We start from the raw sequence: 16445 nt of genomic DNA, 5'->3' as shown, positions 1-16445 counted from the left end.
CGTTCCGTGTTCCGCGCGGGCTGACAGGGTTCTAACTGCGTAACCAGTTGGCGATATCGAGGCCTTTCACCCGCTCGAATTCCCGGACATTGTCGGTCACCAGCGTGGCTCCCAGGCTCAGGGCGTGGGCGGCGATCAGCATGTCATTGCCGCCGATCGGCGTTCCGTGCCGTTCAAGATCAGCGCGCAGCCTTCCGTAGTGCTCATCTGCATCGTCGCCCAGCGGCAGCACCGGCAGGAGTCCAAGCACGGCCTCAAGCTGCGCGGTGAGACGCGGCGATCCGCGCCGCTCGGCGCCATAGCGCAGTTCGGCAGCGACGATAATGCTGGTCGCGACTGCGTTCTCGCCCTCGTCGGCGATACGCTGCGCGATCACACCCTGCGGATGCCGGATCAGGTCCGACAGGATATTGGTGTCGAGCAGAAACATACCCTCAGAGCGACACAGGTTCGGGTGGCAGATCGTCGATCGGGCCGAAATCGTCCTCGATCGGCTCCAGTGTCTTCAACAGGGCGAGCAGGGAGGGCGGCGGCGCAGGTTCGATGATGATGCGTCCGCCCTCCTTGCGCATGATAGCATCTTCGCCGGGAAGCTCGAATTCACGGGGGATGCGCACGGCCTGACTGCGCCCGTTCTTGAACAGTTTCACGTGACGTTCGACGTTCATGACGACTCCTTGGCATATGCCATAGCATATGCCTTCGGCGACGGCGAGCGAAACCGGCTCCTTCAGGCCCGGATCACGTCCCAGGTCAGCGGCCCGGCAAGCCGTTGCAGGGTTTCCTTCACCACGCCCGCCAACTGGCGCGCCGGGGCGGCGTCAGAGCGTTGCGGGCCGGTGCCCACGTAGAGGGTGCGGTGAAAGATATCGTCGGTGAAGCTGGCCACGTCGAAATGATCGCGCAGGCCATGGCGCACCAGTGCGGAGGGCGGCAGCACCGCATGGCCAAGCCCGACGTTGACCATCTGCAGGATCGAGGTGAGCGAATCGACCTCCACCGCGATGTTCAACTGCACCCCGCGCGCACGGGCCGCCTGTTCCAGATCGCGGCGCAGCTGCTGGTTCGGGCCGCTTGTCACCAGCGGCAGGCGCAGCAGGTCGTCCATGCTCACCGGCGCATCTGGCCCCTGCCCCGGCGCGCTGACCAGGACCAGATGCTCCACCACCACCGGGTCCGACAGGATGCTCTGGTTGCGGATCGGGGTATAGAGGATCGCCACATCAAGGCGGCCCTGCTGGATCTGCTCGGCGATATCGCTGCTCAGCCCTTCGACGATGTGCAGCTTCACGTCCGGCGTGTGACGGGCGAAATGCTGCGCCAGATCGACGCTGACCGCGCGGCCGACGCTGGTGGGCATGCCGATCGCCGCCGCGCCCACCAGCTGGCTCTTCAACTGGTTGAGTTCATTGTAGGTCATCTCCACCGCATCGCGCACGGTCCGCGCGTTCTTGAGCAGGCAGCGCCCGGCCTGCGTCAGCGTTACCCCCCGCCCGTTGCGGTAGAACAGCGGCAGGCCCAGCTCTTCTTCCAGAGTGCGGACCTGTCGGCTGAGCAACGGCTGCGACAGCCGCAGGCTGACCGCCGCGCGTGAGAAACTGCCCAATTCGGCGACTGACATGAAATAGTCAAACTTGCGTATGTCCATGACTGAGCCTCATGCTTGCTGCGCATAGCTGTTAGGCAGGTGCCGGCCAACCGCGCTTCCCCATTCCTCCTGACATCTTTATCTTACTGTTATTATTATATTTATTTCCATGTTCCGCGTTAAAATGCGGTCATTTCCGGTGCCATCGTGTTGTCGTGGCCCTGTGGTCTGGATCGCAAAACTGTGGTTTCCTGCCACCTGCAAACACAGCGCATTTCGGCAGCCGAACAGATCCGGGGTGGAAAGCTTGCTTTTCCGCACGGGGAAGGCTTGCCCGCCGCGCACGGCAGCAAGGGAATTCCATGGCGCGCAGCAGCGATCCATCCGCTCCTGATCAGGTTCTCGATACCGGCAAGACGGTGATCCTTGCCTTCGCGATCGGCGCGGCGGCGATGAACGCTTCGGGCCAGATCGTCGCCGTGCTGGTGCTGCGCTTCCTGACCGACAATCTGGCGATCTCTGCCGGGATAGCCGCCGCCCTGTTCGCGGTGGTGAAGATCTACGACGGGTTCGTCGATCCCTTTGCCGGATACCTCAGCGACAACACGAAAAGCCGCTGGGGGCGCCGGGTGCCTTATCTGCTGGCGGCATCGGTGATGATGCCCGTCGCCATCGTCGGCATGTTCGCGGTGCCCAACATCGGCAACGGCGTGCTGCTGCTGGTCTACGTGGGGTTCATGCTGGCGCTGCACGGCACCGCCTATTCGCTCTATTCCGTGCCCTCTTCGGCGATGATCGTCGAAGTGTGCGACGGTTACCACGCCCGTTCCACCATCCTTGCCTATCGCACGTATGGCGGCTTCGTGGGGCAGATCCTCGGCTCCTCGGTGCCGCCCTGGTTGCTGCAGGCATGGGGTGCGGGGCGCGATGGCCATGCGGCGATGGGCTGGGTCATGGGCGGGATCGTGTTCGCGCTGTGCATCGTCACCATCCCGATGCTGCGGTCCGCCCGCGCCACCGTGAACGAGGCCAGGCACCCCGGCCGCTTTGTGGACCAGCTGAAGGTGGCATGGCGCAACCGGCCGTTCCGCATCATGGTGTTCGTCCACGTGATCTTCATGATCGGCGTGGCCACCGCCAGCGTATCCAACGCCTATTTCACCCGCTACGTCCTGCAGCGCACCGATACCTGGCTGGGGCTGTTCTACGTGTTCCTGACCGCGGGCAACATCCTTGCCGTGCCCGTCTGGCTGCGCCTGTCGAAGCGGTTCGACAAGAAGAACACTTACGTTGCGGCGCTGGGCCTTTACGGGCTTGCCGTGCTCAGCTGGGTGGTTGCCGGGCCGCACGAAACGCTGTGGGTGCTGGGCGCGCGCGTCACCGTGATCGGCGCGATGATGAGCGGGGTGGTCCTTCTGGCCGCATCGATGCTGACCGACGCGGTGCGTTACGACTACGTCACCACCGGGCTGCGGCGCGAAGGCGCGTTTTCCGGCTTCATGAGCTTCGTTGACAAGGTATCCAACGCGGCGGGGCTGATGATCATGGGCGCCACGCTTTCGGTCATGGGCTATGCCGCGTCGGACAGCGGCACCGCGCAAGTGCAGAGCAGCGGCGCGGTGATGGCGATCCAGATCTGCTTTGCGATCATCCCCGCCCTCGCCCCGCTGCTGAGCATCCTGCTGCTGCGCGGCTACAGCCTGACCGAAGCCGACCTTGACGAGATGGCAGTGCCGATCATGGAAGCCGCCGTGCTGGAGGAGACGATCCCGGAAGCGGTGGCCGATGCCCTTCTCGCTCCCGAGCCCGCGCATCACGCAGCCCCGATCCCCGGCCGCACGCCAAGGGAAGCGCGCGCCTGATCACCGCTTGCAGAAGCCCAGGCTCTGGTCATTCCCCAGTCTCCTTTTCGGGCCTCCTTCTCAGGTGCCCTTGCCGATTACCTGATGATTCACCCTGAGCGTAAAGAGGCCCGAGGCAGCCGTCAGGTGCAATCTGCGGCGGCAGGTGTGTCCGCCTGTCGGAGAGGTCCGGCAGGCGTTTCCTTTTCGCAGCTTCACATGTTTCCCCGGGGAAACAGGCATCAGCAAGATCGGCCACGCCATAAAAATGAAGGGCTATCGGGAAAAAGTTGAAAAATTGAACGATTTGCGCGATTGATAGCATAAACATGCTTCAATGGAGCGCTGCGTGGCCGAATCGAATGCAATCCTGTCGCAGATAGGCGATCTCGCTCAAGCTGGTGAAAAGATGATCGAGCGGTTGCGCCGCAAGGCCTTCCTGCCCGAAAGCCGCAAGGGCCTCAACGTGCGCTTCGGTATTGCCGAGGCCGCGCAGCTGCTGGGCTGTTCCACCAACCGCATCCGCATGGCCGAGGATGACGGCCGCCTGCCCCCTCCCCCCGCCGGAGAGAACGGGCGGAGGATCGGTTATTCGGTGGAGGAACTGCTGCACATGCGCGAAGTGCTGGGTGCCTCCCCTGCCCGCGCCCCGCTGGACGTGCCCGCCATGATCGCGGTGCAGAACTTCAAGGGCGGCGTCGGCAAGTCCACCGTCACCACGCACCTTGCCCATTATTTCGCGGTTCAGGGTTACCGCGTGCTGGTGGTGGACTGCGACAGCCAGGCGACGACGACGACGCTGTTCGGCTTCAACCCGCACTTCAACATTACGCGGGAAGAGACGCTCTACCCCTATCTCTCGATCGACCCGACGCAGGCCGACCTGCTCTATGCGGTCAAGCGCACGCCCTGGCCGAACGTCGATCTGATCCCGTCGAACCTTGAGCTGTTCGATGTGGAATATGAACTCGCCGCCGCCGGGTCCGATGGGCAGTCGGTGCTGGCCGCGCGCTTCCGCAAGCTGAAGCAGGGGCTGACCGACCTTGCCCGCAACTACGACATCGTCCTGCTCGATCCGCCGCCGGCGCTGGGCACGATCAGCCTTGCGGTGATGCAGGCCGCCAACGCGCTGCTGGTGCCGCTGGCGGCGACAACGCCGGACTTCTGCTCGACCGTGCAGTTCCTTTCAATGATGGATCAGGTGCTGGATCAGCTGACGCAGGCGGGGATCGAGGTGGACTATTCCTTCGTGCGCCTGCTGTGCTCCAAGTTCGACGGCAACGATCCCAGCCACGAAATGGTGCGCACGATCATGGAGCAGACCTTCGGCCCTGCCCTGCTGCCCGTGCCGATCCTCGAAAGCGCGGAAATCAGCCACGCGGCGCTGCGCATGATGACGATCTACGAACTGGAAAAGCCGATCGGCACCCCCCGCACCCACAAGCGCTGCCGCGCCAATCTGGACGAAGCGCTGGGCCAGATCGAACAGCTGGTGCGCACCGGATGGGGCCGCAGCCAGCGGGTGGATGAAGAAATGCTGGTCAATGGCTGACGAAGAAACCCTCAGCTTTTTTAACTTTCCTACATCCCGCTCGTTCCGCATACGTTCTCGCCCGTAGTCTTCCGAGGTAACCCATGGCCCGCAAGCAATCCGACTATCTCGCCGCCCTGCTTTCCGAGGACGAAGCCCCCTCACCCGCCGCCCCCGCGCGTGAGCCTGAACGCGCCGAACGCGCCCGCGGCACCACCCTGCTCGGCCGGGAAAGCGCCCTCGCCCGCGTCGCCACCGGCGAAGTGCGGCAGGTGACGCAGCTGCTGCTCGATCCCGCGCGCGTGCGGCCGTGGCCGGGCAATGCCCGCAGCTATGCCCACCTTACCGAAGAATCCTGCCGCGAACTGATCGATTCCATCGTTGCCGAAGGCGGCCAGAAGGTTCCCGCCGTGGTGCGCCGGATAGAGGGCGATGCGGCGCACGATTACGAAGTCATCGCCGGCACCCGCCGCCACTGGGCGATCAGCTGGCTGCGCGCGCACTCCTACCCTGACATGCAGTTCGTAGCGCAAGTCGCGCAGCTGGACGACGAAGCCGCCTTCCGCCTCGCCGATATCGAGAACCGCGCCCGCAAGGACGTGTCCGACCTTGAACGCGCGCGCAATTATGCCGATGCGCTGAAGGCCCACTACGGCAACCACCTGACCCGCATGGCGGAACGGCTGAAGCTGTCCAAGGGCTGGCTGTCCAAGATGCTCAAGGTCGCCGCCCTGCCCGATGGCGTGATCGCCGCCTTCGCATCCCCTGCCGAAGTGCAGCTCAAGCCCGCCTATGCACTGGCGCAGGCGCTGGATGACAAGGACAAGGCCCCCGCCATTCGCAAGGAAGCTGCTCGCCTTGCCAAAGAACAGGCCACCCGCCGCGAAGACGGCCGCCCTGCCCTGACCGCCGCCGAAGTGCTGAAAGCCCTGCTTGCCGCGCCGGAGGAAGAGCAGGACAAGCCCATCATGCACTCCATCCCCAACAGCCGCACCGGCCGCCCGGTCGCCTCGCTCCAGTCGCAGAACCGGCAGGGCATGACCGTGCGGCTCCACGCCGGATCGGGCGCGAACTTCGAAGAGACGGTGAACGCGGTGCGCGTATTGCTGGCGCAGCTGGAGTCCGAAGGGCGGGGGTTGCAGGCGTGATGGAAGTCGAAGGGAAGATGCGAGGGCCATCGCCCTCGCGCTCCCGGAACTGGCGCCGCAGGCTTTTCATGCCTCCCGCCTCACCATGGGCGCACGACGAAGCTGCGCTCGCGACCTCGACGGTATGGGGGTCTGGGGCGATGGCCCCAGGACTTCCTTCTCCTGAAAATGTTTGGCTTCGCCGAACTTCGCTTCGCTATGTTTCCCCGGGGAAACACTCGTGACCCGTGCCAAGAAGACCTCGGTGAGCGAACAGTTCGACCTGTTCCTTCCCTACATCGCCGACCTTCCCTTGCGCGATCAGCGCGAGATGATGGAGCGGCCGTTTTTCAGCCTTGCCAAGACCAAGCGGTCCAAGCCGATCGATTACACCAGTCCTGACGGCAAGGTGCACGTCCATGTCAGCGCCAACCCCGATTACGGCATGGCGACGATCTGGGATGCCGACATCCTGATCTACTGCGCCAGCATGCTGGCCGACATGGCGCGCCGGGGCGCCAACGACGTGCCGCGCACGCTGCACCTGATGCCTTACGACCTGCTGCGCGCGATCGGACGGCCAACCACGGGCCGCGCCTACGAACTGCTGGGGCAGGCGCTCGACCGGCTTGTGGCAACCACGATCAAGACCAACCTGCGCGCCGAGAACCGCCGGGAAGCCACATTCTCGTGGCTCGATGGCTGGACGCAACTGGTCGACGAAAAGACCGAGCGTTCGCGCGGGATGACCATCGAGCTGTCCAACTGGTTCTGGGAAGGCGTGATGATGAAGGGCGGCGTGCTGTCCATCGACCGCGCCTATTTCGACATTACCGGCGGCCGCGAACGCTGGCTCTACCGCGTGGCGCGCAAGCACGCCGGCGGAGCAGGGGAGGGCGGCTTCGCGATCTCCATGCCCGTATTGTTCGAAAAGTCCGGCGCCGAAGGGCAATATCGCCGCTTCAAGTTCGAAATGCTCAAGCTGGCCGAAAAGGACGACCTGCCCGGCTATGGTCTGAGCATCGAAACGGCGAAGGACGGCGAACCGATGATCCGCATGAAGCGGGTGGACGGGAAGGGCGGGGCGGAAGTGTCCTTGCCTGTCCTCAAGAATGAAAAGGAAGAATGCGAGGAGCAAAGCCCCTCGCGCTCCCAGACATGTCCGCCTCAGGGCATCCAGCAGCCATCGCCCAATGACGCAGCGGTGCGCCGGGAGACCCAGCACGCTGGCAATGCGCAAACTGCTTTGGCTGCACGCGCGACGACGCCAGTAAAGGGGTCTGGGGCGATGGCCCCAGAACTTCCTGCTTCTTCTGTTTCCCCGGGGAAACGAGACGACACCATCGACGCCCGCAAGCTTATCCGCTCCGCCGTCGCCGGTCTTTCCGACAAGGCGACGCGTGGTTTCATGACGGACGAGACGATCGACCTTTTGCGTCGGGAGTGTCCGGGCTGGGATCTTCACGCGCTTCATGCCGAGTTCGAGCGGTGGGTGAATGCCGATCAGGATCGTACTCCGGCGGACTGGCAGCGAGCTTTCGTCGGGTGGGTTCGGCGTCATCATGCGAAGCACCGTCACCAGCTTCGCGGCTAGGGCGTTCCAGAAGTGTCGTGTCGGGTGAGGGCGAGAATCCGCCGGCATTCGCGGCGCGTGCGAAATCCGACTCGATTGAACGTGGTTTTGAAAGGTTCGGCAAAAAGTGATTCAAAAATCCCGTGCCGGTTTATGCCTTCGACACTCCGGGAACGGGTGAGGGGGGCACGAGGGCAGGGCTTCGACCTTTCGGGAACGGGGCTTCGACCCTTCGGGAACGGATGCGCCGACACTTCGGGAACGGTTTGACGACACTATGGGAACGGGCATTTTGTCCGACTCGGCGAAAATGCTTGCTGCAGCGCGGCGCAGGGCCGGTCTAACCTTTTAACAGAATCCCTAAAAACCCTTCTAACCCCTCGTGAAGCCTATGGCTTTTAGGGAATTGGGGGAGGGCGCTGCCTTTCCGACTCCAGGTGCCCATGGCTTTGTTGCGTTGCAAAATTGCCGCGCCATTTTTCGCAACGCACCGTGCTGATCATTGCGGTTGAATGACAACGCTGGTCAGCCTATCGGCCCCCGCATTCCATAACATGGCCACCTCAGGGGGTAATCTGTGAATAGTGCTCGCTTGCGTCGTTTGACGGCGGTTTCGGTTCTTGCGGTCTCGGCATCCTTCGCCGCGCCTGCCATGGCGCAGGACACCGCGCCGGCTGCTGACGGTACGGACAACGCCATCGTCGTCACCGCGCTGCGCCGCGAAGAGCGCGCGCTGGACGTGCCTGTCGCGGTTTCGACGCTTTCGGGCGAAAAGCTGGACGTGCTGAACTCCAGCGGTCAGGACATCCGCTTCCTTGCTGCCCGCGTGCCGAGCCTGCAGATCGAATCCTCGTTCGGCCGCACCTTCCCGCGCTTCTACATCCGCGGCCTTGGCAACACCGACTTCAGCGCCGACGCCGCGCAGCCGGTTTCGGTGGTGTACGACAACGTCGCGCTGGAAAGCCCGATGCTCAAGGCATTCCCCGCATTCGACCTCGAGAACGTCGAAGTGCTGAAGGGTCCGCAGGGCACGCTGTTCGGCCGCAACACGCCCGCAGGCGTGGTCAAGCTGACCTCCAAGCGCCCGACCGAGGAAGTGGACGGCCACGTCAGCGCTTCGTGGGCAACCTACAACACGGTCAACCTTGAAGCCGCCGTGGGCGCGCCGCTGACCGACAAGCTGCGCTTCCGCGTGGCCGGCCTCGTCCAGCGCCGTGACGACTGGGTCAAGAACGACAACGCCGACACCATCAACGAGAAGAAGTTCGAAGGCTATCAGGACTACGCCGGCCGCTTCCAGCTGGAGTATGAGGACGGCCCGCTCGACATCCTCGTCAACGCCCACGCGCGTTCGCTGAAGGGCACCGCGCGCGTGTTCCGTGCGAACGCGATCAAGCCGGGCACCAACGACCTTGTCGACGGCTACGACATCGAACACACCGACCAGAACGGTTCGAACCCGCAGGAACTGGAAAGCTGGGGCGCCAATGTCCAGGCCAGCTATGAATTCGACGGCGCCGGTTCGCTCTACTCGATCACCGCATGGGAGCGCGCCAGCGTCTTCTCGCGCGGGGACATCGATGGCGGCACCCCGCTGAACACGCCGTTCCAGGTCCAGACCGGCGGCGACACCACGCCCAAGGAATTCAGCCAGGAACTGCGCTTCGCATCGAAGAAGTTCGGTGACGTCAGCTTCCAGGCGGGCGCCTACTACTTCAACCAGAACCTCGAAAGCGAAAGCGGTTCGTGGAACAATGACAACGCCTACACGCCCACCAGCGTTTCGCACCTCGACAACGAGACTTATGCGTTCTTCGGTTCGGTGGAATACACGCCCGTCGACGCGCTGATCCTGCGTGGCGGCGTGCGCTGGTCGCATGACAAGCGCCGTGCCATCCTGGTGGCCGGTGACGACATCACCGACGCGGACGCCGCAACCTCGATCGGCCGCACCAACGGCTCCAAGTGGTCGTGGGACGGCAGCGCGACGTTCAAGCTCTCTTCGTCCAGCAGCATCTACGCCCGCGTGGCCTCGGGCTACCTTGGCGCGGCGCTGAAGAACGACACCGCCGCAGGCGTGGCGACGATGGCCCGTCCGCAGACGACGACTTCGTACGAAGTCGGCTTCAAGACCGAACAGCCCGGCCTGTTCAACTTCTCGGTCGACGGCTACTACTTCGACACGAAGAACATCCAGCTGACCGCCGTGGGCGGCGGTTCGAACGTCACGCAGCTGATGAACGCGAAGAAGGCGGTCGGCTACGGCGTCGAGGCGGAATTCTCGGCGACCCCGATCGAGAACCTCGTGCTGACGCTGGGTGGCAGCTACAACCACACCGAGCTGAAGGACAAGAACCTCTACGTCGCGCCTTGCGGCGGCGGCTGCACCGTGACTGACCCGCTGGTGACGGTGGACGGCACCACGCTGGCCTCGATCGACGGCAACCCGCTGCCGCAGGCTCCGCGCTGGATCGCGAACGCGACGCTGCGCTACGCCGTGCCGCTGGGCAACGACAACGAGATCTTCGCCTACACCGACTGGTCGTACCGTTCGAAGATCAACCTGTTCCTGTACGATTCGATCGAATTCACGGGCAAGGCGTTCCTCGAAGGCGGCGCGCGTATCGGCTACCGCGACAACAAGCGCGGTTACGAAGTTGCGGCCTTCGCCCGCAACATCACCAACCAGATCCGCGTCGTCGGCGCGATCGACTTCAACAACCTGACGGCGATGCTGAACGAACCGCGCATCATCGGCGGCGAGTTCCGCTTCAACTTCTGATGAAGCGAGGGGCGCCGGGTCAAACCGGCGCCCTTTTCGTATGGTCTGCCAATAAGGATACCCGATGCCCCCCCTGAATGCCGTGATCCGTCTCGTCTCCTCGCTGGTGACGGCGGCGGCGGTCTGCTTCGCCCTGCCTGCCCAGGCTGAAGACAGCGCCCCGCAGAAAGTCCTCATCGATGACGAGGGCTTCTCGCTGATGCACATGATGCTCATCAATTCGCCGCAGATCGACGTGGTGGGCGTGACCAGCGTGACCGGCAACTGGTGGGCCCCGCGCGGCGCGGCGATGCAGCTTCGCGGGCTTGAGCTGATGGGCCGCACCGACGTTCCGGTGGCCCAAGGCGCGGTCTATCCGCTGATGAACACCGAGAAGGCGACCGAGCGTTGGGAAGCGCTGTACGGCAAGCTGACGTGGAAGGGCGCATGGATGAAGCAGTGGGTCGAACCCACGCAGCAGTCGACCCCGCCCTATTACGGCCCGAACGACCTGTCGAACCTGCCCTGGGGCGCGCCGAGCACGAAGGTTACCCCGCAGGCGGCCGCGGTGTTCATGATCGAGATGGTCCACAAGTACCCCGGCCAGATCACCATCGTCGAGGGCGGTCCGATGACCAACCTGGCGCTGGCGCAGCGCCTTGATCCCGAATTTGCCAGCCTTGCCAAAGGCTTGATCTATATGGGCGGCAGCTTCAACCCGCATCGCGTGCGGGATGACCGCTCTGCCGTGGAGTTCGCGCGCGAGTTTGCCAATTCGCCCCGCCGCGAATTCAACATCCGTCTCGATCCCGAAGCCGCCAGCATCGTCAGCCGCGCGCCGTGGAAGCAGATCACCGTGATCCCGGTCGATCCCTCCACCGCCACCCAGCTGACCCGCAAGCTGCTGGACCGCGCGGCCAAGGGCGCGAAGCCGGAAGTGGGCAAGGCGATCGCGGGCTTCGAAGCAGGCTTCCCGCTGTGGGACGAGATCGTCGCCGCCGTTCTGCTCGACCCCTCGATCGTCACCGAGGCGGAAGACCTCTATGTCGATTATGACGCGGCGTTCGGCGCGACTTATGGTGACACGCTCAGCTGGCGCGAACATTACCAGCCCGGCCTTGGCGAACAGAAGGCGCGCGTGGTGCTGTCGATCGACCCGCGCAAGCTGGACGAGATCATCGTCAAGTCCGTAGCGGCGAAGTAAGCCTTCCAGCCCCTTCCCGAGACGCGCTCGGGGAGGGGCTCTTGCATTACACCTCTTCGCCCCGGCTCAATGCGATCAGCTGGGACAGGCCGTTGGCGCGGGTCTTGGTGACGATGGCGGCGCGGTGGTCTTCGACCGTGCGAGCCGAGATCGACAGGCGCTCGGCGATTTCCTTGTTCGAATGTCCGCGCACCAGCAGGTCGAAGACTTCACGCTCGCGGCGCGTGAAGCTTTGCGTGATCGCGGCGATGCGCCGTTCGCGGCCTGACCAGTCCAGTCCTTCGCGCACGGCGGCGATCAGCCGCGCCTCGTCGATCGGCTTTTCCAGATAGTCCAGCCCGCCATATCGCCGCACCGCGTCCACCGCATGGGTCGTGGTGGGCCAGGCGGTCATGAACACCAGCGCCACGCAAGGGTCGGCCGCGCGCAGCGTCTCTGCGAAAGTGAAGCCGTCCACCTCGCCCATCTGGATGTCGCTGACCACACAGCCGAAATCGCCCGAAGGCAAGGCATCCAGCAGGCTGTGCGGCACGCTGAAGGCGCTGGCGGGCAGGGCGTTGCGCGACAGCAGCCGCGCGACGGTAGCGGCCAGATCATCATCATCGTCAAGGACCGCGACGCGCAAGAGGGGCGGCATGGTCATGCGCGGGCTCCGGATAGAAGATCGGGGGGAAGCAGGTCGGCGGGCAGGGGGGATGCGGGCACAAGCGGCAGCGAGAGCACGAAGCGCGCCGATCCGTCCGCATCGCCGCGTGCCAGCGTGCCGCCGTGCGCCTCCACGATCGTGCGGGCGATCACCAGCCCAACCCCCATGCCGGCGTATGTATCGGGACCGGAGGGCTCCGGCCGGTCGAGCGGGTTCGACACCGCGATCCGCACGTCCTCCCCATCCTTGCGCGTGATGATCGAAACGGTGCGGCCGGGGCTGGCGGCGATGGCGTTGCGCAGCAGGTTGACCAGCGCCTGCGTCAGTTCGATCTCCTGCACTTGCACGACCAGATCGGGCGGGACGGGCGCGATGAACAGTGTGCCCAGCGTCGCGTTCAGTTCGGGGGCAACGATCTGTCGCGCGGTCTGCAGCAGGGTCATGACCGGCAGCGCCGCAGGCTCGTCCACGTCACGCCCGCCGAAGCGGCGCAGGCGGCGCACCAGTTCGGACAGTGCCTGCGCCTTGCGATCGACCAGCGCGGCGCTGTCGGCGATATCGGGATCAAGCCCGGCGGTGGCATCGCGCAAATGCCGGGCCTCTATCGCCAGGGTGGAAAGGGGCTGGCTGATCTCATGGATCACCGCCACCGACATGGCCCGCAGGGTCTTGAGCCGTTCGGCCTGGAACAGCAGGCGGTTGCGCCGTTCCAGCACTTCGCGCGCGGCCTTCTGGGCATCGCTGAAGCTGCCCGCAAGCCAAGTGACCAGCACGATCCCGGTGATCCACAAGTGCAGTGTCAGCCGTTCTCCGTCATCAAGTTCCACGGCGGAAAACGGCAGGAACGCTGCCACCTGCACCAGAATGGCGACCCAGGCGGCGACGCGCCCATGGCGCAGGCCGATCCACGCGCCCGCCAGCAGGCCGGGGGCAGGGCGCACACCGACGCCCGCCCGCAGCATCAGCATGGTGAGAACCAGGCTGAGCGTGAGGACAATGGTATGTTCCAGCAAGGCGGCGGCAAGGCGGCGGCGTCTTTCCGGCGTTATTGCGGGCAGGCGCACGTCGGCCTCGATCAGAGCGGCCAGCCACAGCAGCGCAGGTGCCAGAACGAGGATGCCCAGCAGGTCGCCCACCGTCAGCCCGATCAGCGATATGATCGTGGCGACGCCAAGCTGATAGCGCCCGGCATCGGGCAGGAACATCGCGAAGGGCAGCACCATCGCCGCGTTGAGCAGGGGCGCCAGCACCGCAGCGATGCCCAGGATCATCGGCGGCAGGGCCAGCGCTTCGGACTTTCCGCGCGACAGGCGGCGCGCGACGGCGATCGCGATGCCGCAGGTGAGGCCGGGACGCATGGCGCCGGTGATGCCCTGCACTGCCGCCACCCCGGTAAGCGGTATCGTGCCGACGATGCCGTCGGTCAGCACTTCGGTCAGGATCAGCCAGGGCGTCAGCCGCGTCCCCCGGCGCCACAGTACGGCAAAGCGCAGGCCCGCGGCCGGATACCACAGCGAGAAGAAGCCAAGCCCGCTCCACGGGTGCGACGCCCAGTGCAGCAGCGCGAAGGCAAGGCCGTAGAGCGCCAGCAGCGGCAGGTCGCTGGCGCGCAGGGCCAGACGGTGCAGGGGGAGGGGCTTGGAAAAGGGAAGTACCCGTCCGGTCATCATGCCATTGTGTGGCGGCATATGGGTTAGGGGGAAACCCGGAATTTTCACGGGTGACCGAGAAAACGTCCCTTAGAATCAAAAAGAAAAGGCCGGGAGCGGTGAACCGTCCCGGCCTTTTCCGAAATGTCCCCCCCGGCAAGCCGGAAGGTGCCTGATACTCTTACTGGAAGAGCGACAGGAGCGTCTGCGGGGACTGGTTGGCGATCGACAGGGCCTGCACGCCCAGCTGCTGCTGGACCTGAAGAGCCTGAAGGTTCGCCGATTCCTTGGCGAGATCGGCATCGACAAGGTTGCCGATACCGGTCGTGATCACGTCGCTCAGGTTGCTGTTGAAGCTGAGCTGGCCTTCGATCTGACGCGAGCTTGCGCCCAGGTCGGAAAGGCTGGCCTTCACCGTGTCGAAGAACGTGTTCAACGCCGTGGTGAGGTTGTCAGCCGCGAACGAACCAGTGTCCTTGGTCGCATCGTCGGCGTCTTCCTTGCTCTCCTTCCCGATGTTCTTGATCAGGTCGTCTTCGCCCGATCCACCGAACGCCTTTGCAGCAGCTTCGCTCAGACCCTGGTTGTTGACCGAGAGCTTGTCGCCGGCCAGCGACTGAAGGGCGCTGAGCTTGCCGCCGGTTGCGTCAGCCGCTTCCACCGGCGGCTCTGCATCGGGGTCGGCTTCGACTGCAGCCGTGCCTTCGAGCAGGTTCGTACCGTTGAAGGTCGAACCCGAGATCACCGTGTTGATCTGCTTCTTGAGGGTCAGCAGATCGTTGGAGATCGCTTCGCGGCTCTTGTCATCAAGACCCGCGTCCGATGCTTCGAGGGCCTTCGACTTCATCTGGTTGACGAGGTCGGAGACCTGCTCCGCACCGGCGACGGCAACGTCCGTGACGGACTTGGCGTTGTTGAGCGAGGATGTAACCGCGCCCAGCTTGCCAAGATCACCGCGGAGCGTCTGGGCGACCGTGTACTTCGCCGAGTCGTCCTTGGTCGATGCAACATTCAGACCCGTGGTGATACGGCTCTGAGTGGTTTCCATCGACTTGTTGGTCGCGTTGAGGCTCTGGAGAGCTGCCATCGCGCCGCTGTTGGTGTTAACCGAAAACGCCATTTCTATTCCCTTCTAGGTTACCGGCCGATTCTGCGGCCTCTTGCGATCCCGAAAGATACGGGTGCGGTTTTATTCTAGGAGGAGTCGTTAAAGGACGGTTGCGGCCTGTGGAAAAACTATAAAATTTACCGCCGGAAAGAATGCGCAGACACAGCCCATGATCGCATCCCGCTCAGGCAGGGCCTGTCACAGCATTTGGCAGCCGAAGAGGCCGCTTGGGTGCATCTAGGTGCCCTCTAGGTGCCGTTAGGTGCCGCCTGTGTACGCTCAGAACGGGAACAGGGCGTCGTAGATCTGCTGGCCCCAGCGGGCCTGCTGCGCGTCGGTCAGCTGGCCGCGACCGCCGTAGCTGATGCGCGCTTCGGCGATCTGGCTGTGGCGGATGGAGTTGTCTCGGGCGATGTCCTCGGGCCGGATCACGCCGGAAACCACCAGTTCGCGCAGTTCGAAGTTGACGCGCACTTCCTGTTTGCCGCGAATGGCAAGGTTGCCGTTGGGCAGCACGCCGACCACGGTGGCCGCGATCGTCATGTTGATCTGCTCTGACCGGGCGGTATTGCCCACGCCGACCGCGCTGGACTTGGAATTGGTGCTGACCAGGTTGCCGGGATCGGGATTGCCGGGAAGCACTTTGCCGATCTGGCTTTCAAGCCCCAGAAGTGCCGCAATTCCGCCTGCTTCGCTGCCATCGCGGGTGCGCGTGGTGGCATTGGCGACTTGCGCGTTGTCGGCGATGTTGATGCGGATGGTGACGATATCGCCCACCCGCGATGCGCGCTGATCGCGGAAGAACGCGCCGCCGCCGGTACGGAAGAGCGACGCGCCGCGATCCGCGTCCGCCACCTTGGGATCGCCGCCGTCCGGCGCGCGATCGGCGCTGGCGTGGTTGCCCAGCGAAGGCTCCACGCGCGGCGCCACGGGGGCGCCCGGATCGCTCATCTTCGGCGCCTTTCCGACGTTCTTGAGACGGCCGACAGAGCCGCAGCCTGCCAGCATGCTGACGGACAGGAGGGCGCAGGCAAGGGTGGCGAAACGCGGGTTCATGAGGCTTCCTTACGGCAGCGCGATGCGCACTTCGCCGGTTGCGGCGGCGGTGCCTTCGAGCGTGCGGTTGGTGGCAAGGTTGAGGACGCGCACCGGCTCTCCGCGCCCCGCGTCGGCCAGCGCGCGGCCGGGCGAGGTGATGCGCAAGGCTCCGGAAACAAGGGCGATCGTCACGTTTTCCCCGCGCCGCACAAGGCGCGGCGCGGCGACGTCCGTGGCGCGCACGGCTGAGCCTGCGGTGATCCGGCGGGTGGCTTCCTGCCCCGCCGCATCGGCCGCAGACAGCGCCCCGCGCGCGATGGCGACGGGCACGCGCTGCGTCTCGAAATCGCCGCGCGCCAGCACTTCGCCGCGCTCCACC

At 64.7% G+C, this 16445-nt stretch carries 14 protein-coding genes; 6 read left to right on the top strand and 8 right to left on the bottom strand.

Annotation, left to right across the window (positions count from 1 at the left end; all coding sequences use genetic code 11):
• Positions 1-31: 31 nt before the first annotated feature.
• From A8V01_RS11200 to A8V01_RS11190, 3 genes are all read right to left on the bottom strand, one after another.
• Positions 32-430, bottom strand: a complete 399-nt coding sequence (locus A8V01_RS11200) for a type II toxin-antitoxin system VapC family toxin (RefSeq protein WP_103095940.1) — start codon at positions 428-430, stop codon at positions 32-34.
• A 4-nt stretch (positions 431-434) separates the two neighbouring features.
• Positions 435-668 (bottom strand): antitoxin, encoded by a 234-nt coding sequence (locus A8V01_RS11195; protein ID WP_103095939.1) that lies wholly within the window; start codon positions 666-668, stop codon positions 435-437.
• A 62-nt stretch (positions 669-730) separates the two neighbouring features.
• On the bottom strand, positions 731-1648 hold the full coding sequence (locus A8V01_RS11190) for a LysR family transcriptional regulator (protein ID WP_103095938.1): 918 nt from the start codon (positions 1646-1648) through the stop codon (positions 731-733).
• A 302-nt stretch (positions 1649-1950) separates the two neighbouring features.
• Here A8V01_RS11190 and A8V01_RS11185 point away from each other — a divergent pair, with 302 nt between their 5' ends.
• From A8V01_RS11185 to A8V01_RS11160, 6 genes are all read left to right on the top strand, one after another.
• Positions 1951-3450 (top strand): MFS transporter, encoded by a 1500-nt coding sequence (locus tag A8V01_RS11185; RefSeq protein ID WP_103095937.1) that lies wholly within the window; start codon positions 1951-1953, stop codon positions 3448-3450.
• A gap of 388 nt (positions 3451-3838) precedes the next feature.
• The gene (locus A8V01_RS11180) at positions 3839-4981 is read left to right on the top strand and encodes an AAA family ATPase (RefSeq protein WP_245892438.1); all 1143 of its coding nucleotides are present in this window, start codon (positions 3839-3841) and stop codon (positions 4979-4981) included.
• An 83-nt stretch (positions 4982-5064) separates the two neighbouring features.
• Positions 5065-6108, top strand: coding sequence for a ParB/RepB/Spo0J family partition protein (locus tag A8V01_RS11175; protein ID WP_103095935.1), 1044 nt, complete (start codon positions 5065-5067; stop codon positions 6106-6108).
• 220 nt (positions 6109-6328) lie between these two features.
• The gene (locus A8V01_RS11170) at positions 6329-7681 is read left to right on the top strand and encodes a replication initiator protein A (protein ID WP_103095934.1); all 1353 of its coding nucleotides are present in this window, start codon (positions 6329-6331) and stop codon (positions 7679-7681) included.
• Positions 7682-8237: 556 nt separating this feature from the next.
• Positions 8238-10442, top strand: coding sequence for a TonB-dependent receptor (locus A8V01_RS11165; protein ID WP_245892425.1), 2205 nt, complete (start codon positions 8238-8240; stop codon positions 10440-10442).
• Between the two features lie 64 nt (positions 10443-10506).
• Positions 10507-11625, top strand: coding sequence for a nucleoside hydrolase (locus tag A8V01_RS11160; RefSeq protein WP_103095932.1), 1119 nt, complete (start codon positions 10507-10509; stop codon positions 11623-11625).
• 46 nt (positions 11626-11671) lie between these two features.
• Here A8V01_RS11160 and A8V01_RS11155 read toward each other — a convergent pair whose 3' ends face one another.
• The 5 genes from A8V01_RS11155 to flgA form a co-directional block, all read right to left on the bottom strand.
• Positions 11672-12268, bottom strand: coding sequence for a response regulator transcription factor (locus A8V01_RS11155; RefSeq protein ID WP_103095931.1), 597 nt, complete (start codon positions 12266-12268; stop codon positions 11672-11674).
• Positions 12265-13941 (bottom strand): ATP-binding protein, encoded by a 1677-nt coding sequence (locus tag A8V01_RS11150; RefSeq protein ID WP_211295004.1) that lies wholly within the window; start codon positions 13939-13941, stop codon positions 12265-12267. Before A8V01_RS11150 ends, A8V01_RS11155 begins: the two co-directional genes overlap by 4 nt.
• Before the next feature lie 160 nt (positions 13942-14101).
• Positions 14102-15040 (bottom strand): flagellin, encoded by a 939-nt coding sequence (locus A8V01_RS11145; RefSeq protein ID WP_103095930.1) that lies wholly within the window; start codon positions 15038-15040, stop codon positions 14102-14104.
• A 267-nt stretch (positions 15041-15307) separates the two neighbouring features.
• Positions 15308-16084 carry a flagellar basal body L-ring protein FlgH gene (flgH, locus tag A8V01_RS11140; RefSeq protein ID WP_103095929.1) on the bottom strand — a complete coding sequence of 259 codons (777 nt, stop codon included), beginning with the start codon at positions 16082-16084 and terminating at the stop codon, positions 15308-15310.
• Between the two features lie 9 nt (positions 16085-16093).
• Positions 16094-16445 (bottom strand): flagellar basal body P-ring formation chaperone FlgA (flgA, locus tag A8V01_RS11135; protein WP_103095928.1); only part of this gene is annotated, 352 nt, incomplete at its 5' end.

This window comes from Novosphingobium guangzhouense (assembly GCF_002896965.1).
Classification (GTDB): domain Bacteria; phylum Pseudomonadota; class Alphaproteobacteria; order Sphingomonadales; family Sphingomonadaceae; genus Novosphingobium; species Novosphingobium guangzhouense.
Note: the sequence above shows the minus strand (reverse complement) of the source record. Positions and strands in the feature narration are given on the sequence as shown.